Origin of the sequence: Sphingobium terrigena (assembly GCF_003591655.1) — a bacterium.
In the GTDB taxonomy this organism is placed as follows: Bacteria; Pseudomonadota; Alphaproteobacteria; order Sphingomonadales; family Sphingomonadaceae; genus Sphingobium; species Sphingobium terrigena.
Map to the genome: position 1 here is coordinate 86,160 of NZ_QVRA01000011.1, position 25,713 is coordinate 111,872.

22 protein-coding genes, 1 tRNA gene and 2 pseudogenes are annotated in these 25,713 nt (G+C 63.1%); 10 read left to right on the forward strand and 15 right to left on the reverse strand.

Annotated features, from left to right (window positions below; all coding sequences use genetic code 11):
• Nucleotides 1-26 precede the first annotated feature (26 nt).
• Nucleotides 27-1,556 (reverse strand): TadA family conjugal transfer-associated ATPase, encoded by a 1,530-nt coding sequence (locus D0Z70_RS13520; RefSeq protein ID WP_119747268.1) that lies wholly within the window; start codon nt 1,554-1,556, stop codon nt 27-29.
• Complete coding sequence (locus tag D0Z70_RS13525; protein WP_239018921.1) at nt 1,553-3,121, reverse strand: integral membrane-like protein; 1,569 nt, start codon at nt 3,119-3,121, stop codon at nt 1,553-1,555. The genes D0Z70_RS13520 and D0Z70_RS13525 overlap by 4 nt, the downstream gene beginning before the upstream one ends.
• 142 nt (nt 3,122-3,263) lie before the next feature.
• Here D0Z70_RS13525 and D0Z70_RS13530 point away from each other — a divergent pair, with 142 nt between their 5' ends.
• A complete protein-coding gene (locus tag D0Z70_RS13530) occupies nt 3,264-4,274 on the forward strand; it encodes a glycosyltransferase family 2 protein (protein WP_119747418.1) in 1,011 nt (336 codons plus the stop codon).
• Nucleotides 4,247-4,972, forward strand: coding sequence for a class I SAM-dependent methyltransferase (locus D0Z70_RS13535; protein ID WP_119747272.1), 726 nt, complete (start codon nt 4,247-4,249; stop codon nt 4,970-4,972). Before D0Z70_RS13530 ends, D0Z70_RS13535 begins: the two co-directional genes overlap by 28 nt.
• Here the strand turns inward: D0Z70_RS13535 and D0Z70_RS13540 are convergent.
• Nucleotides 4,964-6,457: a hypothetical protein gene (locus D0Z70_RS13540; protein ID WP_119747274.1), complete on the reverse strand. Its 1,494-nt coding sequence runs from the start codon at nt 6,455-6,457 to the stop codon at nt 4,964-4,966. The genes D0Z70_RS13535 and D0Z70_RS13540 overlap by 9 nt on opposite strands.
• Before the next feature lie 294 nt (nt 6,458-6,751).
• On the opposite strand from D0Z70_RS13540, the gene D0Z70_RS13545 reads away from it, so the two are divergent.
• Nucleotides 6,752-7,105 (forward strand): YciI family protein, encoded by a 354-nt coding sequence (locus D0Z70_RS13545; RefSeq protein ID WP_119747276.1) that lies wholly within the window; start codon nt 6,752-6,754, stop codon nt 7,103-7,105.
• A gap of 315 nt (nt 7,106-7,420) precedes the next feature.
• Here D0Z70_RS13545 and D0Z70_RS13550 read toward each other — a convergent pair whose 3' ends face one another.
• The 6 genes from D0Z70_RS13550 to D0Z70_RS13575 form a co-directional block, all read right to left on the reverse strand.
• The gene (locus D0Z70_RS13550; RefSeq protein ID WP_006951519.1) at nt 7,421-7,675 is read right to left on the reverse strand and encodes an ATP synthase F1 subunit epsilon; all 255 of its coding nucleotides are present in this window, start codon (nt 7,673-7,675) and stop codon (nt 7,421-7,423) included.
• 114 nt (nt 7,676-7,789) lie between these two features.
• Nucleotides 7,790-9,235 (reverse strand): F0F1 ATP synthase subunit beta, encoded by a 1,446-nt coding sequence (atpD, locus tag D0Z70_RS13555; protein WP_119747278.1) that lies wholly within the window; start codon nt 9,233-9,235, stop codon nt 7,790-7,792.
• Nucleotides 9,236-9,259: 24 nt separating this feature from the next.
• Complete coding sequence (locus D0Z70_RS13560; protein ID WP_119747281.1) at nt 9,260-10,144, reverse strand: F0F1 ATP synthase subunit gamma; 885 nt, start codon at nt 10,142-10,144, stop codon at nt 9,260-9,262.
• A 148-nt stretch (nt 10,145-10,292) separates the two neighbouring features.
• Nucleotides 10,293-11,822: a F0F1 ATP synthase subunit alpha gene (gene atpA, locus D0Z70_RS13565; protein WP_119747283.1), complete on the reverse strand. Its 1,530-nt coding sequence runs from the start codon at nt 11,820-11,822 to the stop codon at nt 10,293-10,295.
• A 2-nt stretch (nt 11,823-11,824) separates the two neighbouring features.
• A complete protein-coding gene (locus D0Z70_RS13570; protein ID WP_119747285.1) occupies nt 11,825-12,379 on the reverse strand; it encodes a F0F1 ATP synthase subunit delta in 555 nt (184 codons plus the stop codon).
• Nucleotides 12,380-12,561: 182 nt separating this feature from the next.
• Entirely contained in the window at nt 12,562-14,124 is a 1,563-nt protein-coding gene (locus D0Z70_RS13575; RefSeq protein ID WP_119747420.1) for a S1C family serine protease, read from the reverse strand.
• Between the two features lie 115 nt (nt 14,125-14,239).
• Between D0Z70_RS13575 and ada the strand changes: the two genes are divergently transcribed.
• Both ada and D0Z70_RS13585 read left to right on the forward strand, forming a co-directional pair.
• The gene (gene ada / locus D0Z70_RS13580) at nt 14,240-15,313 is read left to right on the forward strand and encodes a bifunctional DNA-binding transcriptional regulator/O6-methylguanine-DNA methyltransferase Ada (protein WP_119747287.1); all 1,074 of its coding nucleotides are present in this window, start codon (nt 14,240-14,242) and stop codon (nt 15,311-15,313) included.
• A 90-nt stretch (nt 15,314-15,403) separates the two neighbouring features.
• Nucleotides 15,404-16,915, forward strand: coding sequence for a hypothetical protein (locus D0Z70_RS13585; RefSeq protein ID WP_119747289.1), 1,512 nt, complete (start codon nt 15,404-15,406; stop codon nt 16,913-16,915).
• Here D0Z70_RS13585 and D0Z70_RS13590 read toward each other — a convergent pair.
• The 3 genes from D0Z70_RS13590 to D0Z70_RS13600 are packed head-to-tail and all read right to left on the reverse strand — an operon-like array spanning nt 16,836 to nt 19,912.
• On the reverse strand, nt 16,836-17,036 hold the full coding sequence (locus D0Z70_RS13590) for a DUF1289 domain-containing protein (RefSeq protein WP_119747291.1): 201 nt from the start codon (nt 17,034-17,036) through the stop codon (nt 16,836-16,838). The genes D0Z70_RS13585 and D0Z70_RS13590 overlap by 80 nt on opposite strands.
• Nucleotides 17,036-19,204, reverse strand: coding sequence for a primosomal protein N' (locus D0Z70_RS13595; RefSeq protein WP_119747293.1), 2,169 nt, complete (start codon nt 19,202-19,204; stop codon nt 17,036-17,038). The genes D0Z70_RS13590 and D0Z70_RS13595 overlap by 1 nt, the downstream gene beginning before the upstream one ends.
• 45 nt (nt 19,205-19,249) lie before the next feature.
• Nucleotides 19,250-19,912 (reverse strand): DUF2490 domain-containing protein, encoded by a 663-nt coding sequence (locus tag D0Z70_RS13600; protein ID WP_119747295.1) that lies wholly within the window; start codon nt 19,910-19,912, stop codon nt 19,250-19,252.
• Between the two features lie 133 nt (nt 19,913-20,045).
• Here D0Z70_RS13600 and fsa point away from each other — a divergent pair, with 133 nt between their 5' ends.
• The 3 genes and pseudogenes from fsa to D0Z70_RS25185 all read left to right on the forward strand — a co-directional run.
• On the forward strand, nt 20,046-20,699 hold the full coding sequence (gene fsa, locus D0Z70_RS13605; protein ID WP_006949896.1) for a fructose-6-phosphate aldolase: 654 nt from the start codon (nt 20,046-20,048) through the stop codon (nt 20,697-20,699).
• An 804-nt stretch (nt 20,700-21,503) separates the two neighbouring features.
• Nucleotides 21,504-22,286, forward strand: a complete 783-nt coding sequence (locus tag D0Z70_RS13615; RefSeq protein WP_147418764.1) for a class I SAM-dependent methyltransferase — start codon at nt 21,504-21,506, stop codon at nt 22,284-22,286.
• A gap of 458 nt (nt 22,287-22,744) precedes the next feature.
• Nucleotides 22,745-22,838, forward strand: a pseudogene (locus D0Z70_RS25185) (AAA family ATPase); the annotation flags it as partial.
• 17 nt (nt 22,839-22,855) lie between these two features.
• Here D0Z70_RS25185 and D0Z70_RS25780 read toward each other — a convergent pair.
• Nucleotides 22,856-22,951, reverse strand: a pseudogene (locus D0Z70_RS25780) (Arm DNA-binding domain-containing protein); the annotation flags it as partial.
• A 163-nt stretch (nt 22,952-23,114) separates the two neighbouring features.
• A tRNA-Arg gene (locus tag D0Z70_RS13630) sits at nt 23,115-23,191 on the reverse strand.
• Nucleotides 23,192-23,260: 69 nt separating this feature from the next.
• On the opposite strand from D0Z70_RS13630, the gene D0Z70_RS13635 reads away from it, so the two are divergent.
• Nucleotides 23,261-23,980, forward strand: a complete 720-nt coding sequence (locus D0Z70_RS13635; protein ID WP_119747299.1) for a queuosine precursor transporter — start codon at nt 23,261-23,263, stop codon at nt 23,978-23,980.
• 65 nt (nt 23,981-24,045) lie between these two features.
• Nucleotides 24,046-24,969: a GGDEF domain-containing protein gene (locus D0Z70_RS13640; RefSeq protein WP_119747301.1), complete on the forward strand. Its 924-nt coding sequence runs from the start codon at nt 24,046-24,048 to the stop codon at nt 24,967-24,969.
• Here D0Z70_RS13640 and truA read toward each other — a convergent pair.
• Complete coding sequence (gene truA / locus D0Z70_RS13645) at nt 24,966-25,709, reverse strand: tRNA pseudouridine(38-40) synthase TruA (RefSeq protein WP_119747303.1); 744 nt, start codon at nt 25,707-25,709, stop codon at nt 24,966-24,968. The two genes, D0Z70_RS13640 and truA, sit on opposite strands and share 4 nt — an antisense overlap.
• Nucleotides 25,710-25,713 lie beyond the last annotated feature (4 nt).

Below are 25,713 nucleotides of genomic sequence, written 5' to 3' on the forward strand. Positions count from 1 at the left end.
GGGAAATCCCCGCCAGCCATGATTCGTTACAGGCAGGCTTCCAGAAAAGGCTGATCGAAGCCGAACATGCGCGCCTTGTCCAGCGTGTAGGGACGCAGGCCCATCGACCGATATTCGCCGACGATTTTGCCGCTGTCATCCTCGTCATGATATTCGAATTTGAACAATTCCTGGGTGACGATGACGTCGCCTTCCATGCCGATCACCTCGGTCACGTTGGTGATGCGGCGCGAACCGTCGCGCAGGCGCTTGACCTGGATGATCAGATCCACCGAGTCGGCGATCTGCTTGGAAATGGCTTCCTTGGGGATTTTAATGTCCCCCATCAGGATCATATTTTCCATACGGCCCAGGCATTCACGGGGTGAGTTGGCGTGGAGCGTACACATGGAGCCGTCATGGCCCGTGTTCATCGCGGCAAGCAGATCGAAACATTCCGCGCCACGAATTTCGCCCAGGATGATCCGGTCCGGGCGCATACGCAGGGCGTTCTTGACCAGATCGCCAATGGTGATGGCGCCATTGCCCTCCAGATTGGCCGGGCGGGTTTCCAGCGGCAGCCAGTGCGGCTGTTGCAGCCGCAATTCGGCGGCGTCCTCGATCGTCAGCACGCGCTCGCCCGGATCGATCATCTTCGACAGGGCATTGAGCATCGTGGTCTTGCCCGAACCGGTGCCGCCCGAAATGACGATGTTGAAGCGGCAGGCCCCGGCGATCTTGAGCGCCGTCGCCATCTTGGGGCTCATCGCGCCCCATTGGGCCAGCATGTCGATGGTGATCGGCTTGGCCGAAAATTTACGAATCGAGATGGCGGTGCCGCGCAGGGACAGCGGCGGCACGATGACGTTGACGCGGCTGCCGTCGGGCAGGCGGGCGTCGGCCAGCGGGGTGGTCTGGTCGACGCGGCGGCCGACCTTGCTGACGATCCGCTGCGCGATCTGGAACAGATGCTCCTCGTCGCGAAACTTGATCGGGGCAATGATCAGCTTGCCCTTTTTTTCGATATAGGTTTGGTCCGGGCCGTTGACCATGATGTCGGTCACGTCCGGGTCGGACAGCAATTCTTCGAGCGGCCCCAGGCCCAGCAATTCATCGACCAGCACCTTTTCCAGCGCGAACTGTTCGCGCCGGTTGAGGGTCAGCTTCAGCTCCGCCAGCACTTCCATGATGATCGGGCGGAATTCCTCGGCCAGTTCATCCTTGGTCAGGGTGGCGGCAGCTTCAGGATCGACCCGCTCCAGCAGGCGGGGCAGCACCTGTTCCTTGATCTTGTGGACGCTGGCTTCAAAACCCTGCGGCCCGGCGTCAGCCACATGTTCGTGATTGGCGCGGTCGGACAGGCGCTGGATCGCATCGGCATTGCGCTGCATCTGGCTGGTCGGCGCGGTGAGCGGATCGAAGCTGGTTTCGCCCGGCAAGGCGGCGATGTCGAGCGGGGGGAATTGGTCACCGCCGCGCGGTTCGTCCTTGGGTGCGCCGCCACCCTGCATCGGCCGGGCGACGCCAAAGCCGGGCTTGATGCCAGCAGGTCCATTTTTCCGTCCAAAGGCGCTCATAGGTCTCCGCCAGTAATTCGCGATCGAAGCCGCCCGAAAGAAGGCCGATCAGATAGGGCTTGGGAAGGTGAATAAGATGGAAACTTTGACAAATGGCTAATGCGGCGGCGAAGGATCAGCAGCGCCAGCCCCAGCAGCGCGATCAGGCTGATCGTCGCGCCGACTTTTTCCTGCCACAGCCGCACCCGTTCGATGCGATAGGTGCCGGGTGTGGGCGCCACGAAATGCAGTATTGGCCCAGCGGACGGGATCGTTACCCCTTCGCGCTCAACCTGCCAGATCGGGAAGGCGGCGCGACCGACTGTGACAGGGCCGGGCCGCTTTACCGTCACGACATCGCTGCGTGGCAGACCTTGCCATTGGCGCAAATCCATCATCCGATCTGTTGTTCGGATGAGCTTGCCGTCAAAGCCGGTCGGCAGATATTCCGCCGCATCGGGCAGATCGCGCGCCAATGCCGGGAAATCCACCGGTCGGGAAAAGCTGTCCACTGTCCGTTGGGTCCAATGCCCATAGGCAAATACGGCAAGAATGGCGGCCAGTCGCGCGGCCCAAGGTTGGGGCCGGGCAGACATGAAGGCGGTTATGGCAGCAAACTCCACAATTGCCAGGAGACGCCAGGGAAATTGGACCTGGCCCAACAGCGGCAAGTCCCAGAGGAACGGGATCAGCCCAAGCGAGGCAAGGCCGGTCACCCATGTGATAAGCCGCCAGGGTTGCTGCGCCCTTGATGCAATGAGCATAGCGACGGGCGCGACAGCGAGGAACGCCGGGAACTGATAAATCAGGGAGTGCGGCGACAGTGCCGACCAGGACGAGGGTTGGTGATATGGTCCCCACAGCCACTGGGTTGATGCATAGCGCTGGAGCGTCAGGGCGGGAACGAGGTAGAAAGCCGCAAGCCCGAATGCCAGCGCGCCGGCCAGCGCAGCGGGCAGCAAGACAGTTCGATCAGTACGCAACCGCCAGACCAGCAACGGCAGGACCAGAAACAGGCCCGTTAGAAGCGCCATAGGAAGATGGGTGATGAGCAATCCGGCGAAGGACAGGCAGAGCAGGATGAATCCGTTGCGCCTGGGCAGGCGCGCAATACCCAGCGCGACCAGGGGTAGCAACGGAAAGGCCGCCGTTTCGGCCAGTGCGCCGCGGACATAAATGTCCATCAGATGATAGGGCGCGGCCATATAAAGCAATGCGCCGAGCATGGGGCGCGTGCCGCGATCTGCCAGCCAGGCGTGCATTGTCGCGCCTGACAGGGCGAGCAGGATCGTGAAGCTGGCGGTGATCGCCAACTGGGTGCTCAGCCCGATGGCCTTGAGGCCCCCTGCCAGCCAGTAGCTGGCGGGCGGGTAGAAATAAAAGGACGGGCTACCCAGACCTTGGAAGCTGTCGGGTAGCCAGCGCGGATAGAGGTTGCCCGCCGCCATCGCCTTGCCGAACTGTTCCGCCCAGACAAAGCTGTACCGCACATCGTCAGTATCGCCTGGTCCCCACAACAGATTGGGAAGCATGATGAGGATCGCCATTAGGCCGATCAACGCCAGACGGCCATATATGGAGTTCACGCACCGCTTCCTTCCGGTTGCTCTTGCGTAAAGTCATGACCAACAATGGTTAATAGACTTCTTATGGGCGGACGAGGGTAGAACATTATTAACCATTATGGCCGATAGCAGAGGCAGCTTTTCCGTGAGGATCATCGCGCCCATGCGCACCCTGTCGATCGTCATCCCCGTCTATAATGAGCAGGACAGCCTGTCGCTGTTTCTGGAGGCGGCGCGTCCGGCGGTGGGGCGTGCGCTGGCGCTGATCGGCGCGGATGCGCGGGCGGAATATCTGTTCGTCAATGACGGCAGCGGCGACCGCACCGGCGACATATTGGCGATATTGGCGCGGCTCAATCCCGACGTGCGCTGCGTCACTTTGTCGCGCAATTTCGGCAAGGAAGCGGCGCTTGCGGCGGGAATCGACCATGCCTGCGGCGACGCGGTGATCCCGATCGACGTCGATCTGCAAGACCCGCCGGAGGTGATCGTCGATATGGTCCGCCACTGGCTGGCGGGCGCGCAGGTGGTGAACGCCCGCCGCACAGACCGGTCCACCGACGGCTGGTTCAAACGGACGAGCGCAAGCACCTTCTACCGCCTGCTCAACCGCCTGTCCGATTATCCCATACCCGAAAATGTCGGCGACTTCCGCCTGCTCGACCGGCAGGCCGTGGACGTCATCAAGCAATTGGGCGAACAGGCACGGTTCAACAAGGGGCTGTTCAGCTGGATCGGCTTTCGCGTCGCCACGGTCGATTATGTGCGTGCCGCGCGCGGGACGGGGACGACCAAATGGCGGCTGGGCAAGCTCTGGTCGCTGGCGATCGACGGCATCACCGCATCGACCACCATGCCGCTGCGCATCTGGTCCTATATTGGCGGCGGCATTGCCTGCCTGGCCTTTGCCTATGCCGCCTTTCTGGTCGCGCATACGATCATCACCGGGGTCGATACGCCCGGCTATGCCTCCATCATGGTCGCGGTGCTGGGGCTGGGCGGGCTTAATCTGCTGAGCCTCGGCATCATCGGCGAATATCTCGGCCGTGTCGCGCGCGAAGTGCGGCAGCGGCCGCTCTATGTGGTCGCGGACCAGTCCGCTGCGCCGGTGGCCCCGGTCGCCACGCCAATCAGGGATGAACAGGAATGGACCGATCAGCCTATGCGAGCCTGAGCGCGCAGGAGGGGAGCCATTGGTGGTTCGTCGCCCGCCGCGCCATATTGGACGCGCTGATCCGCACCCGGATTGCGCCGCGCGCCGACGCGCGCATATTGGAGGCGGGCTGCGGCACCGGGGGCAATCTGGCGATGCTGGCGCGCCATGGCAGCGTCGATGCGCTGGAATATGATGATGACGCGCGACGCCACGCCAGCGAACGGGGTATCGCCCGGATCGAACCGGGAATGCTGCCCGGCCGGATCGGTTTTGACGGTGCCCGCTATGACCTGATTGCCCTGCTCGACGTGCTGGAGCATGTGGAGGAGGATCGCGCCTCGCTTGCCGCTTTGCGCGCGCGGCTGGCGGAGGGGGGGCGGATATTGCTGACCGTTCCGGCGGTGCCATGGCTCTGGTCCGACCATGATGTGCTGCACCATCACAAGCGCCGCTATACGCTGGCCGGGCTGCGCGCGGTGGCGCAGGAGGCGGGACTGAAGGTCGAGGCGATCGGCTATTTCAACAGCCTGCTCTTTCCCCTCGCGGTTGCGATCCGGACCGCGCATCGGCTGCTGGGGCGCAAGGGCGGGCTGGACGCGCAGCCATCGCCGCCGGTCAACGGCCTGTTGCGGCGGATATTCGGCTGGGAACAGCATCTGCTTGGTCGGATGCGCTTCCCCATCGGCCTGTCGCTCTACGCGATCTTGTCAGCCTGACGGATCGTCGGGATGGTGCCATGGCCCGTCCCAGCAGCGGGCGGGTTCGGCGGCACTGACCGGCGCGGGGTTGGCGGGCCGCACCAGCGACGGCATCTTGCCCAATGGCGCGACATAGGAGTCGATCGGAAAATCGCCGAAACTCTGGTCCCACGCCTTGAACAGGCTGCACCGGACCTGCGGCGCGGCGGTATGTGCCAGCGCCCGGCGGATTTCCACAATGCCAGTGACGGACCCGATTGCCAGCAGCACGACCAGCGGCAGGCGCGCGCGGGGCGCGTTGAGGAGGGCATCGGCGACCATGACGGCCAGTATCGTCAATGCGCAGATCGACCCGCGCATCATGAAATCGGTGGACGCGCCAATCTGGACGAAGGGAATGGCGATCAGCCACAATGTGAGTAGCGCCAGCGTATCGCGGCCAAAGCGGGGACGGTGGACCAAAAGTGCCAGCGGCGCGACATAGACCAGCACCTCCAGCAGCTCGAACAGGCCCCATTGCAGCGGCGACAGCGCCATCAGCCGCACGCCAACCCCATCGCCTGCCGCGCTGAGATAGAGCAGACCGGGAAGACACAGTAGTGTGGTGAGTGCGGGCAGGGCGATGTCAGCGGGGTGGATGCCGCGGGCGCGCAGGCTTCTTATGCCCGCCAGCGCCGCGAACGGCATTGCGCCCATCAGCCCCAGCGGCGACCAGAGCGCGGTCAAAGGCAGCAGCGCCAGATAGACGCCCAGCGGCAGCTTTTCCGCCCGCCACAGCAGGAAGCCCAGCGCGCCGATCCAGCCCGACAGCGCATGTTGCGGCACCCAGAAGGCCAGCGTGATGGTCGATGAATATTGGAGATAGGCCCAGTTTTCGAGATGATCCGACAGCCCGCCGCGAAACAGAATACGCCCCAGCGCGTCGAGGCCGCTGAACCCGATCACCACAGCAAGCGCGATCAGCCTGGCGCGTCGTGTCGCAAACAGGGTGGACCCCAAAGCCAGCAACGTGCTGATCAGCAGGCTGTTCTGCACCAGCAGCGCGATGTCGGCGGCGCGCCCGTCCAGCGCCTTGGCCGCCAGCGCAGGGATCAGGAACATGCCGATCGGCGCGCGCAGCAGGTCGGGTTCGCCGCGCGTGGTATAGACGAAGGGCCAGGGATTGACGCTCATGTCGCGCAGCACCGCGAACCGCACCTGCCAGTCGATATTGGCGTAGAAGAAGCGGCCTTCTCCCCCCAACGCCAGCAGCATCGTCGCTACGCCGACGCAAATGAGCCATGTCGCAGGCGTCGGCCCGGCAAAGCTGCGCGCCGAACGGACGATGGCGACACAGAGCGCCGCGATCAGCAGCGCGCCCAGTCCATAGGCCCAGAGCGGCATGACATCCAGAAAGCGCCACAGCAGCAGCTGATCGACGCCCAGCCAGCCGACCAGCAACGCGATCAGCCAGCCGCCGGGCAAAGGGCGCTGGAGCGCGGGGGAAGGGGGCGGGGCGATCATTGGGCTTGTTCATGACAAGGCGGGGCGAGTGCGGCAATCGGCGTTGCCCGCCCCATGCATAAAAAAGTTGCGGTAAGGATGCAGATTGCCAACATTGCCCCATAGGACAGCAGGGCTATCGCATATGACACCATGCCTATCTTACTCGTCACCCTGAACTTGTTTCAGGGTCCATTTCGCCAGCCCATGCCGTTGTCTGCGACGATAAATGGATGCTGAAATAAATTCAGCATGACGTTTGGGGGTGACGCAAAGTCATACGCGATAGCCCTGCATTGAGCAGGGAGACGGCGGATGCGGGTTATGGTGTTGGTGAAGGCGACTGGAGATAGCGAAACGGGTCAGTTCCCCGAACCCTGGACGAGCGAGATGATGGCGGCAATGGGTCGCTATAATGACGCTTTGCGCGACGCTGGAATATTGGTTGCCGCCGATGGCCTCACCCCTACATCGCAGGGCAAGCGTATCGCGTTCAACGGCGCGGATCGCACGGTGATCGATGGCCCGTTCACGCCCAGCGGCGATCAGGTCGCGGGCTTCTGGCTCTGGAATGTCAGGGACATGGACGAAGCGGTCGCCTGGGCCAAGCGCTGCCCCAACCCGATGCCTGGACCCAGCGAGATCGAAATCCGGCCGTTCTACGAGTGATCACCAATAAAAACGCAATTATGCAGTTTGCTAATCCGATATTGGCGTGTTGAACAAAGCCCATCCTCCCCTGCAAGGGGAGGTGGATGGCCGCAGGCCAGACGGAGGGGTGTCACCCTCTCGATAGGGCGACACCCCTCCACCACTGGCTACGCCAGCGGTCCCCTTCGGCAGAGTCACGTGCCTCTGCCGAACCTTGCAGGGGAGGATTTTGGTGTCGGTTTTGCAAATGATGTGAAACCCAACAAAAAGGGGCGCTGTCGAGCGCCCCTCTGGATGACCGCGCCACGTTTGGCCGGTTGTCAGGTGCCGTGATCAGCCGGCTTTTTCGGCCAGGACCGTCAGACCCTTTTCATTGACCTCGGCAAAACCGCCCTCGACCGGGATGATTTCCGGCGTGGAGCCTGCGGTCGCGTAGATCTGGATGCTGCCGTCGCGCACGGTCGACATGAAGGGCGCATGACCCTCCAGCACGCCGAAGTCGCCATCGGTGCCGGGCACCACGACCTGATAGACATCCTCCGACCGGAAGAGCTTTTCGGGGGTCACGAGTTCAAAATGCAGTGCCATTTTTCTTACTCCCCCCTCCCTTTAGGGAGGGGTCGGGGGAGGGGATGTTGGTCAGGGATAGCCCATGACAGGCCCTCCCCTAACCCCTCCCGCAAGCGGGAGGGGAATTTGGATTTACGCCGCTTCGGCAGCCAGCTTCTTGGCCTTTTCAATGGCCTCGTCGATGCCGCCGACCATGTAGAAGGCGTTTTCGGGCAGATGGTCATATTCGCCGTCGACCACAGCCTTGAACGACTTGACCGTGTCCTCGACCGCCACGAACTTGCCGCTGATGCCGGTAAAGACTTCGGCGACGTGGAAGGGCTGCGACAGGAATTTCTGGATCTTGCGCGCGCGGGCGACGGTCAGCTTATCCTCTTCGGACAGCTCGTCCATGCCCAGGATGGCGATGATGTCCTGCAGCGACTTGTATTTTTGCAGGATCGACTGGACCGCGCGGGCGGTGTCATAATGTTCCTGGCCCACGGTACGCGGCTCCAGCACGCGGCTGGTGGAGTCGAGCGGATCGACCGCCGGGTAGATGCCCAGTTCCGAAATGGCGCGGTTGAGAACGGTCGTCGCATCAAGATGCGCGAACGAGGTTGCCGGTGCCGGATCGGTCAAATCGTCCGCTGGAACATAGACGGCCTGCACCGAGGTGATCGACCCCTTGTTGGTGGAGGTGATGCGCTCCTGCAACTGGCCCATGTCGGTCGACAGGGTCGGCTGATAGCCCACGGCCGACGGAATACGGCCGAGCAGAGCGGACACTTCCGCGCCTGCCTGGGTGAAGCGGAAGATGTTGTCGACGAAGAACAGCACGTCCTGATTTTCGACGTCGCGGAAATATTCCGCGATCGTCAGACCCGACAGGGCGACGCGGGCGCGCGCGCCCGGCGGTTCGTTCATCTGACCGTAAACGAGGGCGACCTTGGAGCCTTCGGAGATGGCATTGCCATCAGCGTCCTTGGCGATGACGCCCGCGTCGAGGAATTCGTGATAGAGATCGTTGCCTTCACGGGTCCGCTCACCCACGCCTGCGAACACCGACGTGCCGCCATGGCCCTTGGCGATGTTGTTGATCAGTTCCTGGATGAGAACCGTCTTGCCGACGCCCGCGCCGCCGAACAGGCCGATCTTGCCGCCCTTGGCGTAAGGGGCGAGAAGGTCGATGACCTTGATGCCGGTGACCAGGATCGAGCTTTCGGTCGACTGATCGACGAACTCAGGCGCCTTGGCATGGATGGGCGAGCGCATTTCGGTCGCGACCGGGCCGCGCTCGTCAATGGGTTCGCCAACGACGTTGAGGATGCGGCCGAGCGTGGCGGGGCCGACGGGGACGCTGATCTGCGCGCCGGTGTCGGTCACTTCCTGGCCACGGGTCAGGCCTTCGGTCGAATCCATCGCGATGGTGCGGACGGTGTTTTCACCCAGATGCTGGGCGACTTCCAGCACCAGGCGCTGGCCGTTATTGCTGGTTTCCAGCGCCGAAAGAATGAACGGGAGCGCATCAGGGAAGGTCACGTCGACGACAGCGCCGATGACCTGCGAAATGCGGCCTACATTGTTGGTGGTTGCCATGACTGCTTCCTTGCGTGCGTGTGCTTAGAGGGCTTCAGCGCCCGAAATGATTTCAACGAGTTCGGTGGTGATCGCGGCCTGGCGGCTGCGGTTATACTGGATCGTCAGCTTGTTGATCAGGTCGCCTGCGTTGCGCGTGGCATTGTCCATCGCGGTCATCGACGCGCCCTGTTCGGATGCGTTATTTTCCAGCAGCGCCTTGAACAGCTGGATCGCGACGTTGCGCGGCAGCAGGTCGTCCAGGATCGCTTCCTCGCTCGGCTCATATTCAACCGTTGCGGCGATGGCGTTGCGGTCGGCGTCAGCGGGGATCTTGACCGGGATGATCTGCTGTTCGGTCGGGATCTGGGCGAGGGCCGACTTGAAGCGCGAATAGAAGAGATGCGCGACGTCGAACTTGCCGTTCAGATACATGTCGGTCAGCTCGCCCGCGATGGCGTGCGCCTGATCATAGCCGGGCTGCTTCGCGCCGGTCGTGTCATATTGGGCGACGATCTGGCCGGGATACATACGGTTGATCACCGGACGGCCCTTGCGACCGATCAGATAGAATTTGACCGTCTTGCCCTGCTCGATCAGCTCGTCCGCCTTGGCGCGCGCGGCCTTGACGATGTTGGCGTTGAACGCGCCAGCAAGGCCACGGTCGGAGTTGGCGACGACCAGCAGATGGACGTCATCCTTGCCGGTGCCAGCCAGCAGGGGCGATGCGCCTTCGCCCGAACCGCCCGCAATCTTCGAGGCAAGCGAGGCGACGACGGCTTCCAGACGGCTGCTATAGGGGCGCGCGGCTTCCGCTGCAGCCTGCGCCTTGCGCAGCTTCGCGGCGGCGACCATCTGCTTCGCCTTGGTGATCTTCTGGGTCGATTTGACCGACCCGATGCGGATCTTCAGTTCTTTGAGGCTAGCCATCTCAATCCCGTGTTTCCCTCTCCCTTGAGGAGGCGAGGCAAGTGAAACTTGGCGGCTTGCCGCCTAGTTGAACTTGGTGAGGGTGTTCTGCCTCAACGAGGCCGGGCCACCCTCACCCAACCCTCTCCCTCAAGGGAGAGGGCTTATGTTACGCGAACGTCTTGCCGAAGCTGTCGAGCGCGGCCTTGAGCTTGCCCTTGGCCTCGTCACCCAGATCCTTGGTGTCGCGGATCGTGGTCAGCACGTCGGCATGATCGTGGCGCAGATAGGCCAGCATCAGTTCTTCGTAGCGGGTCACGTCCTTGACAGCGACGCTGTCGAGATAGCCGTTGGTGCCAGCGAAGATCGACGCGGTCTGCTCTTCAAACGGCAGGGGCGAGAATTGCGCCTGCTTGAGCAGCTCGGTCAGGCGCGCACCGCGGTTCAGCAGCTTCTGGGTCGAAGCGTCGAGGTCCGAACCGAACTGGGCAAAGGCCGCCATTTCGCGATACTGGGCCAGCTCCAGCTTGATCGAGCCGGACACCTTCTTCATCGCCTTGGTCTGCGCAGCGGAACCGACGCGCGACACCGAGAGGCCCACGTTAATGGCCGGACGGATGCCCTGGTAGAAGAGGTTGGTTTCCAGGAAGATCTGGCCGTCGGTGATCGAGATCACGTTGGTCGGGATATAGGCCGACACGTCGCCCGCCTGGGTTTCGATGATCGGCAGTGCGGTCAGCGAACCGGAACCATTGTCGCTGTTCATCTTGGCCGCGCGCTCCAGCAGGCGGCTGTGCAGATAGAACACGTCGCCCGGATAGGCTTCACGGCCCGGAGGACGACGCAGCAGCAGCGACATCTGGCGATAGGCCACGGCCTGCTTGGACAGATCGTCATAGACGATGACCGCGTGCATACCATTGTCGCGGAAATATTCGCCCATGGTCACGCCGGTGTAGGGCGCGAGATACTGGAGCGGGGCGGGTTCCGAAGCGGTCGCGGCGACGACGATCGAATATTCCATCGCGCCATTTTCTTCGAGCTGCTTGACGATCTGCGCGACGGTCGACCGCTTCTGGCCGATCGCGACATAGATGCAATAGAGCTTCTTGCTCTCGTCATCGCCGGCGTTCGCGGCCTTCTGGTTGATGAACGTGTCGATCGCGACGGCGGTCTTGCCGGTCTGGCGATCGCCGATGATCAGTTCGCGCTGGCCTCGGCCAACCGGGACGAGCGTGTCGATGGCCTTGAGGCCGGTCTGCACGGGCTCATGGACCGAGGTGCGCGGGATGATGCCGGGCGCCTTGCGCTCGACGCGCATACGCTGGTCGGACACGATCGGCCCCTTGCCGTCGATGGGATTGCCCAGGCCGTCCACGACGCGGCCCAGCAGACCCTTGCCGACGGGAACGTCGACGATGGTGCCGGTGCGCTTGACGGTGTCGCCTTCCTTGATCTCGCTGTCGGACCCGAAAATCACGACGCCGACATTGTCGGCTTCCAGGTTCAGCGCCATGCCCTGAATCCCGTTGGCGAATTCGACCATTTCGCCCGCCTGGACGTTGTCGAGACCATGGACGCGGGCGATGCCGTCACCCACGGTCAGCACGGAACCGACTTCGCTAACCTGCGCTTCGGTGCCGAAATTGGCGATCTGGTCCTTGATGACCTTCGAAATTTCTGCGGCGTTGATATCCATGTTCAGCCTTTCATCGCCATAGCGAGACTATTCAAACGGGTACGAATGGAGCTGTCGATCATCTGGCTGCCGATCTTGACGACCAGCCCGCCCAGGATCGCGGGGTCAACCTTGGCATCGACGGCGACGGTGCGGCCGACACGGGCCTTGAGGCTTTTGGCCAGCGCTGTGATCTGCGTCTTGGTCAGCGGATGCGCGCTGGTGACTTCGGCGCGGGCCTCACCCTTATGATTCGACAGCAGGGTTTCATAGGCGCGGATGACGGCGGGAAGCTGGCCAAGCCGGCGGTTCCCGGCCAGCACGCCCAGAAATTTCGTGGTCAGGGGATCAATCCCCATGGAGGATGCGACCGCGCCGATCGTCTTGCCAGACGCATCGCGGCTCAGCACGGGGCTGTTGATAAGCGCTTTGAAATCAGGCGATTGGGCAATCGCCGCCTTCAACGCGGCCAGGCTTTCCGCCACGGTATCGAGCGATTGGCCGTCGCGTGCCAGATCGAACAGCGCAACCGCGTAGCGGCCGCTGAGGCTGGCCTGTATGCTGCCGGTAGTCTCCACGCGCTTGCCGTCCTCCGTCTCATGTGCCGGTCATGCAAAGAGGGGGGAGCAGTTACGCCCGTCCCCCTTGTTGAGGGGCCGGTTAGCAGCGCGATTATGACTATGCAAGTCATGCTGCGCGATTCCGTCAATAGTGCGAAATCGCTGGCATTTGACTGAGTTTTTCTGCGGCCGCGAATCGACTATTGTGCGGGATCGAGCGATTTCGGGTCAGCGGGGGCAAGCCGACCTTTCTGGCAATGATAGACGATCCGCTCATTGGGCTGGGCCGGGACCAAGGCCGCCATTTGCGATTGCAGCGCGGCGATCCGGGCCAGCGCCTCCGGGTTGCTGCCACAGGCGGGAATCGGTTTGTCGCCCACCAATGCGCGCGCCTTCGCCATCGTATCCCCATCGGGCAGCCAGCGATCGACGCGCAACACGCCATTGACCGGATCGAAGCGGCTGGAGGCCAGATAATGGCCGTCTGCCGGGATGGTGACCCGCTGCCATCCGGTGCCGCTGGCGACATATTGGGTGTCGCCATTGACGCAGCCGCCTTCGGCCCAGTTAAAGCCGATATCATTGGGTTGCGACAGGGTCAGGCGGCTGCGCGCTATATCCACCTTGCAGATATTGTCGCCCGCCCAGGCGAAGGCGGCATTGCTGACGACGCCCCCGTCCTGCGCCACGGCGACCTTCTCGTCGATGCTGGCGAAGCTGGGTTTGAAGAAGAACAGCCCCAGCGCGCCGAACAACAGCAATCCACCGGTCGCCAGCGCCCAGGTCGCATGTTTCTCACGCTTCTGGCTGTAGAACAGCCCGCCAGCGCCCAGGCCCAGCACGGCCAGCGCCAGCAGCATAGCGGCCCCGGCCATGGCGTTTTCGCGGGCGGAAATAACCTCCCGCTCGGCAGTATCGCGGGCGCGATCCATCGCTTGCTCACGCGCGCTGTCGCTGGCGCGCAGCTTCTGCTCGCTCATCGCCGATTCGCGCTGGAGGATGGCGGCTTCGGCCGAATCGGCGTCGGCAAAGGACCGGCACGGAACGATGGTATGGAGCGATGACACGCCCGCCTGTCGCAGGAAGGAGGCGATCTCGCGCCAGGATACGGCAAAGCCGAATTCCGCGTCGCTGCCGTCGGATACCGACCCGAAGCTGTTGACCCCCAGCACCCGGCCGCAATCATCGACCAGCGGTCCGCCGCTGTTTCCGGCAGCAAGCGGCGCGGTGTGCAGCAACGTGTCGAAGCTGCGGCTGGCGCGGCCCGCCGACACATTGCCGCTGGTTTTCACCGTCGCCACCGGCTCGACCATCTGCTTGAGGCCCAGCCCCTGCGCCCGATCGACCGTGCCGGGATAGCCGATCGCGGTGACATGCTGGCCATCGGTCACGGCCCCGGCATAGAAAGTGCTGACCGGCAGGCTGCCCTGTTCCAGCTGGATGAGCGCCAGGTCATTGCCCGGCGAAAAGGCGATGATCCGCCCGCCATAGGTTTTGGCCCCTTCGGACGGGATGACGCCGATGACGAGATTCTTTTCCTCGCGCGCCAGTTCCACGACATGGGCGTTGGTCAATATCTTGTCGGGCGCGACCGCCAGCCCGCTGCCATGGCCGACAAAATAGGCTTCGCTGCCATCGGTCGCGACCAGCACGACACGCACCACGCCGCGCGCGGCAGCGGCGATGTCCTGCTGTTCGGCATGGGAGGCAGCCGGCGCGGCAAGGGCGAGCGCCAGGAGGATGAAGCGGAAAAGAGCGACCATATGGGGCGCATACATATGCGAAGGCGGGCGTTGCGCAATCGGGAAAAGTGCGTGGTTTTTTTGAGCGCAAGGCACGGGAAGCATGGCCAGGGGTTTCGCTTTATCCCATAACGCCATGAACCAGATGACCCGCCTGTCCGCCGCCCCAATCGCTCCGGCGCCCTCCATGCCCGATCCCGACCAGTGCTGGGCGGCGGTGTTGCGCCGTGACCGGGCGATGGACGGGCGGTTCGTGGGCTGCGTCGCCACCACCGGCATCTATTGCAAGCCGAGCTGCGCCGCGCGCCACCCGAAGCGTGAGAATATGCGCTTCCTGCCTGATCCCGCAGCGGCGCGGGCTGCGGGCTTTCGCGCCTGCCTGCGCTGCCGCCCGGACGAAACGGCGCGGGACCAGCGGGCCGTGGCGGCTGCGATCGCCCTGATCGAGGCGGCGGAGGATACGCCCCGGCTCGACGCGATTGCCGCGCATGTCGGCTACGCCCCGCATCATTTCCATCGCCTGTTCAAGCGTGAGACCGGCCAGACCCCCGCCGCCTATGCACGGACGCTGCGGGCGGATCGGCTGAAGGTGGCGCTCGATGCGGGCGGCAGCGTGACCGCAGCCATTTATGAGGCAGGTTATGCCGCGCCCAGCCGCGCCTATGCCGATGCAGCGTCCCATCTGGGGATGACGCCCAGCGCCTGGCAGGCGGGCGGACGCGGCGTCACCATCCGCTGGCGCAGGGTCGACAGCAGCCTTGGCCCGATGCTGGTCGCCGCCACGGACAAGGGGCTGTGCCGCATCAGCTTTGACGAGGGCGAGGCGGCCTTGCGCGCCCGCTTCCCCCATGCCGATCTGCAACCCGCCGATGCCGCGCTGGACCGGCTCGCCGCTGCGGTCGTGGCGCTGGTGGATCATCCAAGCGCCGCGCCGGACCTGCCCGTCGATATCGGGGGCACCGCCTTCCAGCAGGCGGTCTGGTCCGCGCTACGCGCCATTCCCGCCGGGCAGACGCGCAGCTATGGCCAGATCGCCGCCGCCATCGGTCGCCCCGGCGCTGTGCGGGCCGCGGGGAGTGCCTGCGGCGACAATGCACTCGCCGTCCTCATCCCCTGCCACCGCGTCCTGCGCAGCGACGGCACGGCGGGCGGCTATGCCTGGGGCGTCGAGCGGAAGCGGGCGCTGCTGGCGCGGGAAAAGGGGAAATAGCGGATCAAATTGCGCTTTCCATTCCGTCCGGTCTCCGCCACTTTGGCCGCCGGAATTTGGGGTCACCGGTTTTTGGGGTGGAATGCGACGATGCGGATATGGGTGGCCCTTCTGCTAGGCATGGGATGGATGACGGCGCTGCCCGGCACGGCGCAGGCAGCGTGGTGGCAGGCGAAAAGCCGTCACTTTACCGTGTACAGCGAGGGCAATGACGAAAAGCTGCGCGGCTTTGCCGAACGGCTGGAGAAGTTCGATTTCCTGTTGCGGCGGCTGTACAATGTGACCGATCCTGAACAAGGCAGCCCGGTGCTGGTCTATCTCCTGTCCAACGACCGGAAAGTGCAGAAGCTCGCGGGCAATCCCAATATTGGTGGCTTTTACACCACGTCGGACCGCACCGCCTTTGCTGTGTTGGCGCGCGGTGACAAGACCGGCAAATTTGATTTCGGCGCGGAGGAAATCCTCTTCCACGAATATACCCACCATTTCATGCTGCACCACTTTCCGGCTGCCTATCCCGCCTGGTATGTCGAGGGATTTGCCGAGTTTTTCTCGGTCGTAAAATTCCCGAAAAGCGGCGCGATCGAGTTCGGCCATGTACCAATGGCGCGGTTGCCCGGACTGGTGCTGGGCCAGCCCTATCCGGTCAAACATCTGTTCGCCCGCGACACGGGCGATCTCAGCAGACGTGACGGTGACCGTTATTATGGCACCGCCTGGCTGCTCACCCACTTTTATCAGTATAACAAGACGGAGCGCCGCAAGGAAATCGCCAGCTATTTGGAGGATTTGGTGAGAGGCGTTCCAGACCGGTCGCCTGACAGCTATTTTGAAGGCGGGCTTGACGGTCTGGAAAAGGATCTCAAAGCCTATATGCGCCATCGCTTGTCGGCGTCATCGCTCAAATCCAATGAGATGAAAATTGGCGAGATCGTCGTCAGCCCGGTCGATCCGGCGCAAGGCGCGCTGGTAGAAGATGAGTTGCGGCTCATCAATCACCCGAAGGCTGACGAATTACCCGCTATCGCGATAGCCATCCGTGCCACCGCTGCCAAATTTCCTGATTCTGCCTATGCGGCTGCACTGCTGGCGGAAGCGGAATGGGCTTTGGAGGACAAGGATGCAGCCTTGGCCGACGCCGACCGCGCGGTCGCGCTAGATGCCCAATCATCGCGCGGCCATGCGGTCCGCGCGCAAGTCCTGCTGGAGCGCGCGCATGACAGCGACAAGGCGGAGGATTGGAAGGCGGCGCTGACCGCCATCGTCCGCGCCAACCGCGCCGATACGGAGGACCCGGTGCCGCTGGCGCTCTTCTACCGCTATCATGCGATGCGCGGGGGCAAGATGCCCGACCTTGGCTATGATGGCCTGTACAAGGCCTTCACATTGCTACCGCAAAGTTCGGACTATCGCTTCAATGTCGTCCACGCCATGGCGGCACGGGGCGATTATGCCACGGCCTCGCTGCTGCTCGATCCCATCGCCTATTCGCCCCACGCATCGGACATGCGTGAGGCGGCGATCAGGATGAAGGCGGAACTGGACGCCCAGGCGGCAGAGAAGGCGGCGAAGAAACCGGGAAATCCCGCACCCGCGCCATGACGGCGGCGCGCGCTTCGTCACCCATGCTGCGCCAATGGACGATCTCGTCGATCGTCCGCCCGCACCCGGTGCAGACACGCGCCGCGTCGAGCGTGCAGAGGTTACGGCAGGGCGTGTCCATCACATGAAACTATAGGGATCGACATCCACCGCCACGCGGGTGCTGGATTTCCACACGATATTGCCCAGCCATTCGCGGATCGCTGCCTGTATGTCGACCTGCCGCGTGGCGTGGATCAGCAGCCGGTGGCGATGCCGCCCGCGCAGGACGGAAAGCGGCGCAGGGGCGGGGCCATAGACCCGCATCCCGTCTATCACTGGCGCCGACTTGCCGATCAGCCGCGCCACCTGCGCGGCTTCATCTGCATCCTCGCTGGAAATGATGATCGCGGCGAAGCGGCCGAAGGGCGGGGCGTTGGCGCGGCGTCTATTCTCCGTCTCGACCGCGTAGAAGCGCTCGGTATCGCCCTCGATCAGCGTCTTGATGACTTCGCCTTCGGGCATCCGCGTCTGGATGAATACGCGCCCCGGCTTCTGCCCGCGCCCCGCGCGCCCGGCCACCTGCATGATCTGCTGGAAGGTGCGCTCAGACGCGCGCAGATCGCCGCCCTCCAGCCCCAGATCGGCGTCGATCACACCCACCAATGTCAGATTGGGGAAATGATAGCCCTTGGTCACCAATTGCGTGCCGACGATGATGTCAATGTCGCCCGCCTCCACCGACTTCACGAAATCGGCGACCTTGGCGGGCGAAAATAGCGTGTCGGAGGTGACGATGGCGGTGCGCGCCTGTGGCCATAGCGCCTTCACCTCATCGGCGATCCGTTCCACCCCCGGCCCGCAGGCGACCAGACTATCCTCCTCCTTGCACTCCGGGCAGAAGCGCGGCGCGGGGACGACATGGCCGCAATGATGGCAGGCCAGCCGGTGGGTCAGCCGATGCTCGACCATCCAGGCGGTGCAATTGGGGCATTGGAAGCGATAGCCGCAATGGCGGCACAGCGTCAGCGGCGCATAGCCGCGCCGGTTGAGGAAGAGCAGGCTCTGCTCGCCCTTGGCCATCACCTCGTCGATCGCCTTGACCAAAGGCGGCGCGATCCAGCGGCCGCGTTCGGGCGGATCGGTCAGCAGGTTGATCCCCTCGATCTGCGGCATCTCCGCCCCGCCATAGCGCGAGGGCAGCCTGATTTCGCGATAGCGGCCCAGCTCGACCTGATGCCGCGTTTCGATCGCCGGGGTGGCCGACGCGAGGATGACCGGGAATTTTTCGATCAGGCCGCGCATCACCGCCACGTCGCGGGCGTGATAATGGACGCCATCCTCCTGCTTGAAGCTCGCCTCATGCGCCTCATCGACGACGATCAGGCCGAGCTTCGGATAGGGCAGGAAGAGCGCCGACCGCGCGCCGACCACCACCTGCGCCTGTCCGCTGGCAATCGCCCGCCATGCCCGCCGCCGCTCGGTCTGGCGCAGGCCGCTATGCCAGTTGACCGGGATCGTGCCGAAGCGCGCCTCGAACCGCTCCAGAAACGGCTCGGTCAGCGCGATTTCGGGCAGCAGCACCAGCACTTGGGCGTTAGCGCGGATGGCGGCGGCAATCGCCTCGAAATAGACCTCGGTCTTGCCCGATCCGGTCACGCCATCGAGCAGAAAGGGCGCAAAATCATGCGCGCGCACGGCGTCCGCCATCGTCGTTGCCGCCTCCGCCTGCGCTGCCGACAAAGCGGGCGGGGCATGGTCGGGGTCGGGCGAGGGGAAGGGGGTATCGACGCTCACCTCTATGGCGTCGAATATATCCTGCTTGATGAGGCCGCGAATCACCGCGTCGCTGACCCCGCCGATCAGCGCCAGTTCGCGGATCAGCCCCTGCCGCTCCCCGATCCGCTCCAGCGCCTGCGCGCGCTGGTCGGTCATGCGATCGGGCTGGCGGCCATTGGCCTTATATTCGATGACGGTGCGCGTCCCCTCCAGCGCCGCCATCGATGCCAGCGCCATCCGCAGCACGGCGGCGGGGGGCGACAGATAATAGTCCGCCGTCCATTCGATCAGCCGCCGCAGCGTTTCGGGCAAAGGCGGCGCGTCGACCACCTCGATCAGGTTGCGCAGCCGATTGTCGCCCACGCTTTCGACGTCGGGGAAACTATCCTCCTCCCACACCACCCCGACCAGCTGGCGGGGCCCAAGCGGCGCGACGACGATGCTGCCGGGCTTGACGTTCATCCCGTGCGGCACGCGATAGTCGAGCGGCCCCAGGGCAGCGTTGAGCAGGAGGACACGGGCGCGGGACATGCCCTGTCCTTAGCGCCTGGCGCCCGGCAGGCAAATGCCGCCTGCCTACATTCGCACGCTCAGCGTCAGCCATGGGATATGCGCGACGACATCGGGCCGACCGTCGCGGAAATTCTGCTGCCGCATATAGAGCAATTGCGCGTCCACATGATCGCTGACCGGATGGCGCAGGCCGATCTGGTGCCGGATCGTCGCAAGCCCGGTCTTGTCGCTGGGCCGCGCACGGTTGAGGTGAAAGAACAGCTCGGTCGCGACGATCGCCGTCCACTGCTTCGCCCGGTCCAGCGGCACGCTGGCCTGCACCCGCTGGCGCAGCCGCCAGCTGGCGGTGTCGGCATTGTCGAAGAAACGCTGCTCCATCCGGGTCCGGGCCAGCCATATCCCCTTGCCGAGCGTCACCTGCTGGAACAGCCGCAATTCCTGATCCACCTGGCTTTTGAGATAGGCGATGCCGCCGCCAACCTGCACCAGCGGGGTCATGCGATGGTCGATCGCGATCCGCGCCAGAAACTGCTCGCCGCCGCTGCCTGCGTCCGACCGCGCCCGCTGGCTCGAATCGATGGTCACCAGATCGGCCTTGCTGGCCCGGATCGTCGCCATTTCCGTGATCCACATTTGCGATTCCTGGGTCGCGGCGGCGGCGGGCGAAATGATCGCCATGGCCGGCAGGACGCCCGCCAGCAGGCGGGAGCGCAATAAGCGGAGCATGTCTGGTCCTTTGGAAAGGTGCCCGCGCTGTAATCGCCCCGGCCCGCCGACACAATCGCCCTTCGCCGCGATGGCCAATCCGTCCGCCAGCCGCTAAAGGGACCGGATTCGCCTATCCCCGGAGCCGCATCCCATGAAATTCTTCGTCGACACCGCCGACACCGCCGAAATCCGTGACCTCGCCGCCACCGGCCTGCTCGACGGCGTCACCACCAACCCGTCGCTGATCCACAAGTCGGGCCGCAAGTTCCTGGAAGTGGTCGAGGAAATTTGCGGGCTGGTCGATGGTCCCGTTTCCGCCGAAGTCGTCGCGCTCGATCATGAGACGATGATGAAGGAAGCCGCCGTCCTGCGGAAGATCGCCCCCAATGTCTGCATCAAGGTGCCGTTGACGATCGACGGTCTCAAGACCTGCAAGGCACTGACCGACGATGGCGTGCTGGTCAATGTCACCCTGTGCTTCTCCGCCAATCAGGCGCTGCTCGCGGCCAAGGCGGGCGCCAGCTTCATCTCGCCCTTCGTCGGTCGCCACGACGATAACGGCTTTGACGGCATGGCCCTCATCCAGGACATCCGCCTGATCTACGACAATTACGGCTTCGACACCGAAATTCTGGTCGCGTCCGTCCGCCACCCCATCCATGTGCTGGAAAGCGCCCGCATCGGCGCCGACGTGATGACCGCCCCGCCCGCGGTCATCAAGGCGCTGTTCAACCATGTCCTGACCGACAAGGGCATTGCCGGCTTTCTGGCCGACTGGGAAAAGACCGGCCAGACGATCCTTTGATCCATGATCGCCGGGTGCGTGGAACCGCGCGCCCGGTCCCTGCTCTTGATCCATGGTGACCCCTATGGCCACCCAACAATCACATCAAGGCATTGCTTTACCTCAGTTTTTATTCCGACAAGCGCGTTATGCCATCATAAATGCCAACTGCCTATCGGGATTTCATGATAACGAACGAGATAGCGTTGGACAGGTTTAGGATGAAGCAAGCGCAGTTGTCAGCGTCGTAATTTCCGAGCGCCCATATTGTAGCTCGCTAAATTCCAATCTTCCATCAGCAGCCAGTTCGAACTGCACGGTAGGGGGGCGGCGTAACGCCGCTCGGTGACGCGTTCGTGTTCGAAGGCAGCCTGATCAACGAAGGCCTGCTGCGCTCCCTCCATGCCGGCTCGTTCCTCGCCGGTCGACGCAACATCGGCTGGTTGGTGGCACCGGGACCGGCAATGACAGCTGGCGTCTCAAGCACCGCAGCTAGACCCCCCCTCCCGGTTGTTGACCCGATGGGTCCAAAGGAACCTCCCACGCCCGTCACCGCCAGCGCTCGTGGCGGCGCGCTGCGACGGCCGCGGGTCCCTCCTATGGACTACCGGGACAACAGCCCAAGATCACGAAAAGGGGGCCCGGTTCGACGCCTATTTGCCGAAATCCAGCGCAATCTAAGTATCGAAACCTATGTCGTGACGGACGTTGCGCTTCTCATTGAATTCTTTACAACCTTTGCAAACCAGATCGAGGGATGAATTGCCCACGACCGGCTGTAACAGAGAACAATTGCATATTTTTTCTTTTAAACTCGAGGTGCTGATGACTGATATTGCCCTGCCCGCTGAACCTTACCTCCTCAGCCAGGAAGATTTCAGCAATCTTCGAGGTACCCAGTATATTGATTTTTTGAAATATATCGCTGATCACGTCAGTCCACAGTCCTATTTCGAAATCGGTACGGAAACGGGGCGATCCTGCAAACAGTTCACATGCCCTTCTGTTTGCGTCGATCCGCAGTTCCGATTGACCGAGGATATTATCAGCGGGAAAACGGAACTTCATCTTTTCCAGATGCCGTCCGATGTCTTTTTCCGCTCTCGCCGGCTCGGAAAGATTTTCGATGAAGGCATCGACATATGCTTCCTAGATGGCATGCACCGCTGCGAGTATCTCCTGCGCGATTTCATGAATGCTGAGAAGCATTGCCATTCGCGTTCGCTCGTTCTTCTCCACGACTGTATGCCACGCAATCAGCGGATGGCCCTTCGTACCCATGAGATCGGTACTGAAGAGGAAGGTGAAGACACCCGCTACGCCTGGACCGGCGATGTTTGGCGAGTGGTGCCGATCCTGATGAAATATCGTCCTGATCTCAAAATTTCGCTGATCGACTGTCCGCCCAGCGGCTTGGTAGCGATCAGCAACCTGGATCCTGAATCAACTGTGATCGAAAAGAATTACGCAAACATCGTGCGCGAGATGCACGCCCTGAGTTTCGCCGCCAGTCCGTTCGAGACCTATCCACATCAGCCGACACTGATTTCGTCGGCCGGGCTGATTGCGAAGCCAGAGGACTTCTCACTCCTGTTCAATATCTGGTGACCAATCGGCGAAACGCATGATTCGCGTTTCGCCGACACATTCTTGTCGGAAGACCGTCAGATCGGACGGTCTTCCGACTTGCCATGGGCAATATAATGGCCGAGAGGGTCAACTCCGCTGACCGCAACGTCGGAATTGTGGGCGAGATAGGATTGGCTATCGAACGCTCCCGCCCGTGCCAACAACTCCAATACCCGCTTCCGGCGAGGTTGCTCCGGCAGGAACCTCCACCAGGGAGGACAAGGCCTCAATATACCGTAGCTGTTCGACCTGCCCAGCGAACCGCTCGGCACGCATTGCCGCCATCGCGACATCTCTAGCCGGCCCAGCTTCAGCGCGGTCCCGGGCCTCCGTGGCTTCTGCAATTGGAGTTTCTGCCGTTTATCTTGCCTTTTCTTCCACGGCCAGCTGCCCTTCTCTGAATCGAAAGAAGTCGGTCAGACGGGCTATCTGGGCGTTACCTCCCGGTCGCGCCCGGTGGCGGCAATCTGTTCTTCCAACTGGTCAACGCGCGATATGAAAAAAGGCGCGATGATCCTAACCTCCATCCGCCAGTAGCGCCCACCATTGGGTGCCACACAGAGGAAAAGGCCATTGCTATCGATGAGTTTATAGGGCTTGGCTTTGCCCCTGGCGTTTTTGATCGCAGCGGCGGTCAGCGCCATGATGGTATCTCCTTTTCGAGGAGGGCCACGTTACCATCAGACATACCATCACGTTGATAGTATCCGGTGGTCCAAGACCGCTCCCTACGGGATAGCTATACCATGAAAAACCTCGGAAATCCGCCGTTCCCGGTACTTCCTGAAACCCTATGGGAGAGGATTTTGGTGACCCCGGCGTGACTCGAACACGCAACATCCCGCTTAGAAGGCGGGTGCTCTATCCAGTTGAGCTACGGGGCCTTGGGCTGGCTCGATAGCGGGCAGTGCGACCGCTTGCAATCACCGGGCTGTGCGATATGCACGGTTCCCATGAGCGATGGGACAGTTCACAAAATCGATGCAGGCGCGCTGGGTGGTCGCCCGCTGCGCTATTTCGACTTTGTCATGGCGGCCTTCGTCGTCATCCTGCTGCTTTCCAACCTGATCGGCGCGGCCAAGCTGTCGACGCTGGGCGGCGTCACCTTTGGTGCTGGCATCCTCTTCTTCCCGCTGGGCTATGTCATCGGCGACGTGCTGACCGAAGTCTATGGCTATGCCCGCGCGCGCCGCTGCGTCTGGGCGGGTTTTGTCGCGATGCTGTTCATGGCGCTGATGAGCTGGGTCGTGGTCGCGCTGCCGCCTGCGGCGGGCTGGCCGGGGCAGGCCGCTTATGAAGCGGTATTCGGCAGCACCTGGCGCATCGTATTCGCCTCGCTCGTCGCCTTCTGGGCCGGGGAATTTGCCAACAGCTTCGTCCTGGCGCGGATGAAAGTGCTGACGCAGGGCAAGCATCTGTGGATGCGCACGATCGGGTCGACCGTCGTGGGGCAGGGGGTGGACAGCCTGCTTTTCTACCCGCTCGCTTTCTATGGAGAGTGGAGCAATGCGCAGGTGCTGACCGTCATGGTCACCAACTGGGCGATGAAGGTTGGCTGGGAAGCGCTGCTGACGCCGGTCACCTATGGCGTGGTCAACATGCTCAAGCGGCGTGAGGGGCTGGACGTCTATGATCAGGGCACCGATTTTACCCCTTTCCGCGCCCGTCTCTGACTTTTTTATACGCTTGTGCGGTGCGGTAAAGTCTCTGTTTACCCTCCCTGCCCCATGCAGGCGGCATGAGCAGGCAGTCGCACCGGCAGTTCCACGAATCGAACCTGAAGAAGGACGGGCAGGATGCGCCCGTCGAAGCGACCGCGTTGCGCCGGTTCGAGGCGACTTTTCTTCACGCGCCGGTCGGCATCGCCCATGTCGGGTTGGACGGTGGCTTCCTGCTGGTCAATCCGCGCTTTTGCGAGATTAGCGGCCATGATGCCGACACGCTGATACGCACCGGCTTCCAGCAGATCACCCATCCCGATGATCTGGATACCGATCAGTTGTTGCTCGCGCGCCTGAACGCCGGAGACTTTCCCCGCTATACGCTGGAAAAGCGCTATATCCGCGCGGACCGGACGATCATCTGGATCAACCTGACCGTCGCGATGGTGCGTGATACGGCGGGCCAGCCCGAATTTTACGTCGCGGTGATCGAGGACCTGTCTGAACTGCGTCAGGCGAGTTTCGAGGCGGTGCATGATCCGCTGACCGGGCTGCTCAACCGGCGCGGTCTGGCCGTGCGCGCCAATGCCATATTGGCCGACGCCGCGCGCCTCAGCACGCCGGTCAGCCTGCTGTTCCTTGATCTCGACGGCTTCAAGCAACTCAACGACAGCCGGGGCCATGCGGCGGGCGACGCCTGTCTGGTCGAGGTGGCGGCGCTGCTATCGCATCATGCCGGGACCAGCGACGCGGTTGCGAGGGTGGGCGGCGATGAATTTCTGATGCTGATTCCCACGCTGGACGCAGGTTCCGCCGCAGAACGGGGCGAAACGATCCGTCTCGCACTGGGCGCGCAGAGCATCGGCGTCAGCGGATCGTTCGGGCTGGTCACGGCCAGCGGCACGACCGATCTCGACCGGCTGATCGACAGCGCCGATGGCGCGATGCTGGCGGCCAAACGCGCGGGCAAGAACCAGTTGCGGGCCGCGACGCTGGGCTAGGCCGGATAATCGGCCCGCACGAAATAGAGGCCATCGGGTGGCGCATTCAGCCCCAGCGCTGAGCGATCTGCCGCCGCGAGCGCATCGCGCAGATCATCCGCCGACCATCGCCCCATCCCCACATAGACCAGACAGCCCACCATCGATCGGACCTGATGATGCAGGAAGGATCGCGCGGCGGCATGGATCGCGATGCGGTCGCCCTCCCGCTCGACGCTAAGCCGGTCGAGCGTCTTGACCGGACTGGCCGACTGGCAATGGGCCGACCGGAAGGTGGTGAAATCGTGCAGCCCCACCAGCGCCTGCGCCGCCTCATGCATCGCGCCTGCATCAAGCGGCTGTTTCACCTGCCAGGCCAGCCCGGCCTCGAAGGTCAGCGCCGCGCGGCGGTTGACGATGCGATAGACATAGGATCGACCCATGCAGGAAAAGCGCGCGTGCCAGTCGTCCGCGACCTCTTCACACGCCAATATCGCCACAGGCTGTCGTCCCAGCCGCGCGTTGATCGCCTCCATCAGGCGAAACGGCGTAATTGCCTTGGCCACATCGGCATGGGCGCGCATCGCCAGCCCATGCACGCCCGTATCGGTGCGCCCGGCGGCATGGACCGCGACCCGCTCACCGGTGACGGCATGGATCGCATCCTCGATCGCCTGCTGCACGCTTGGCCCATGCGCCTGTCGTTGCCACCCCATATAGGGCCGCCCGTCAAATTCGACGGTGAAGGCAAAACGGGTCATCGCT

Coding starts and splice junctions, on each gene's coding strand:
- D0Z70_RS13520 (WP_119747268.1), bottom strand. CDS start 1,556: ATGAGCGCCTTTGGACGGAAAAATGGACCTGCTGGCATCAAGCCCGGC.
- D0Z70_RS13530 (WP_119747418.1), top strand. CDS start 3,264: ATGCGCACCCTGTCGATCGTCATCCCCGTCTATAATGAGCAGGACAGC.
- D0Z70_RS13535 (WP_119747272.1), top strand. CDS start 4,247: ATGGACCGATCAGCCTATGCGAGCCTGAGCGCGCAGGAGGGGAGCCAT.
- D0Z70_RS13540 (WP_119747274.1), bottom strand. CDS start 6,457: ATGATCGCCCCGCCCCCTTCCCCCGCGCTCCAGCGCCCTTTGCCCGGC.
- D0Z70_RS13545 (WP_119747276.1), top strand. CDS start 6,752: ATGCGGGTTATGGTGTTGGTGAAGGCGACTGGAGATAGCGAAACGGGT.
- D0Z70_RS13550 (WP_006951519.1), bottom strand. CDS start 7,675: ATGGCACTGCATTTTGAACTCGTGACCCCCGAAAAGCTCTTCCGGTCG.
- atpD (WP_119747278.1), bottom strand. CDS start 9,235: ATGGCAACCACCAACAATGTAGGCCGCATTTCGCAGGTCATCGGCGCT.
- D0Z70_RS13560 (WP_119747281.1), bottom strand. CDS start 10,144: ATGGCTAGCCTCAAAGAACTGAAGATCCGCATCGGGTCGGTCAAATCG.
- atpA (WP_119747283.1), bottom strand. CDS start 11,822: ATGGATATCAACGCCGCAGAAATTTCGAAGGTCATCAAGGACCAGATC.
- D0Z70_RS13575 (WP_119747420.1), bottom strand. CDS start 14,124: ATGGTCGCTCTTTTCCGCTTCATCCTCCTGGCGCTCGCCCTTGCCGCG.
- ada (WP_119747287.1), top strand. CDS start 14,240: ATGAACCAGATGACCCGCCTGTCCGCCGCCCCAATCGCTCCGGCGCCC.
- D0Z70_RS13585 (WP_119747289.1), top strand. CDS start 15,404: ATGCGGATATGGGTGGCCCTTCTGCTAGGCATGGGATGGATGACGGCG.
- D0Z70_RS13590 (WP_119747291.1), bottom strand. CDS start 17,036: ATGGACACGCCCTGCCGTAACCTCTGCACGCTCGACGCGGCGCGTGTC.
- D0Z70_RS13595 (WP_119747293.1), bottom strand. CDS start 19,204: ATGTCCCGCGCCCGTGTCCTCCTGCTCAACGCTGCCCTGGGGCCGCTC.
- D0Z70_RS13600 (WP_119747295.1), bottom strand. CDS start 19,912: ATGCTCCGCTTATTGCGCTCCCGCCTGCTGGCGGGCGTCCTGCCGGCC.
- fsa (WP_006949896.1), top strand. CDS start 20,046: ATGAAATTCTTCGTCGACACCGCCGACACCGCCGAAATCCGTGACCTC.
- D0Z70_RS13615 (WP_147418764.1), top strand. CDS start 21,504: ATGACTGATATTGCCCTGCCCGCTGAACCTTACCTCCTCAGCCAGGAA.
- D0Z70_RS13635 (WP_119747299.1), top strand. CDS start 23,261: ATGAGCGATGGGACAGTTCACAAAATCGATGCAGGCGCGCTGGGTGGT.
- D0Z70_RS13640 (WP_119747301.1), top strand. CDS start 24,046: ATGAGCAGGCAGTCGCACCGGCAGTTCCACGAATCGAACCTGAAGAAG.
- truA (WP_119747303.1), bottom strand. CDS start 25,709: ATGACCCGTTTTGCCTTCACCGTCGAATTTGACGGGCGGCCCTATATG.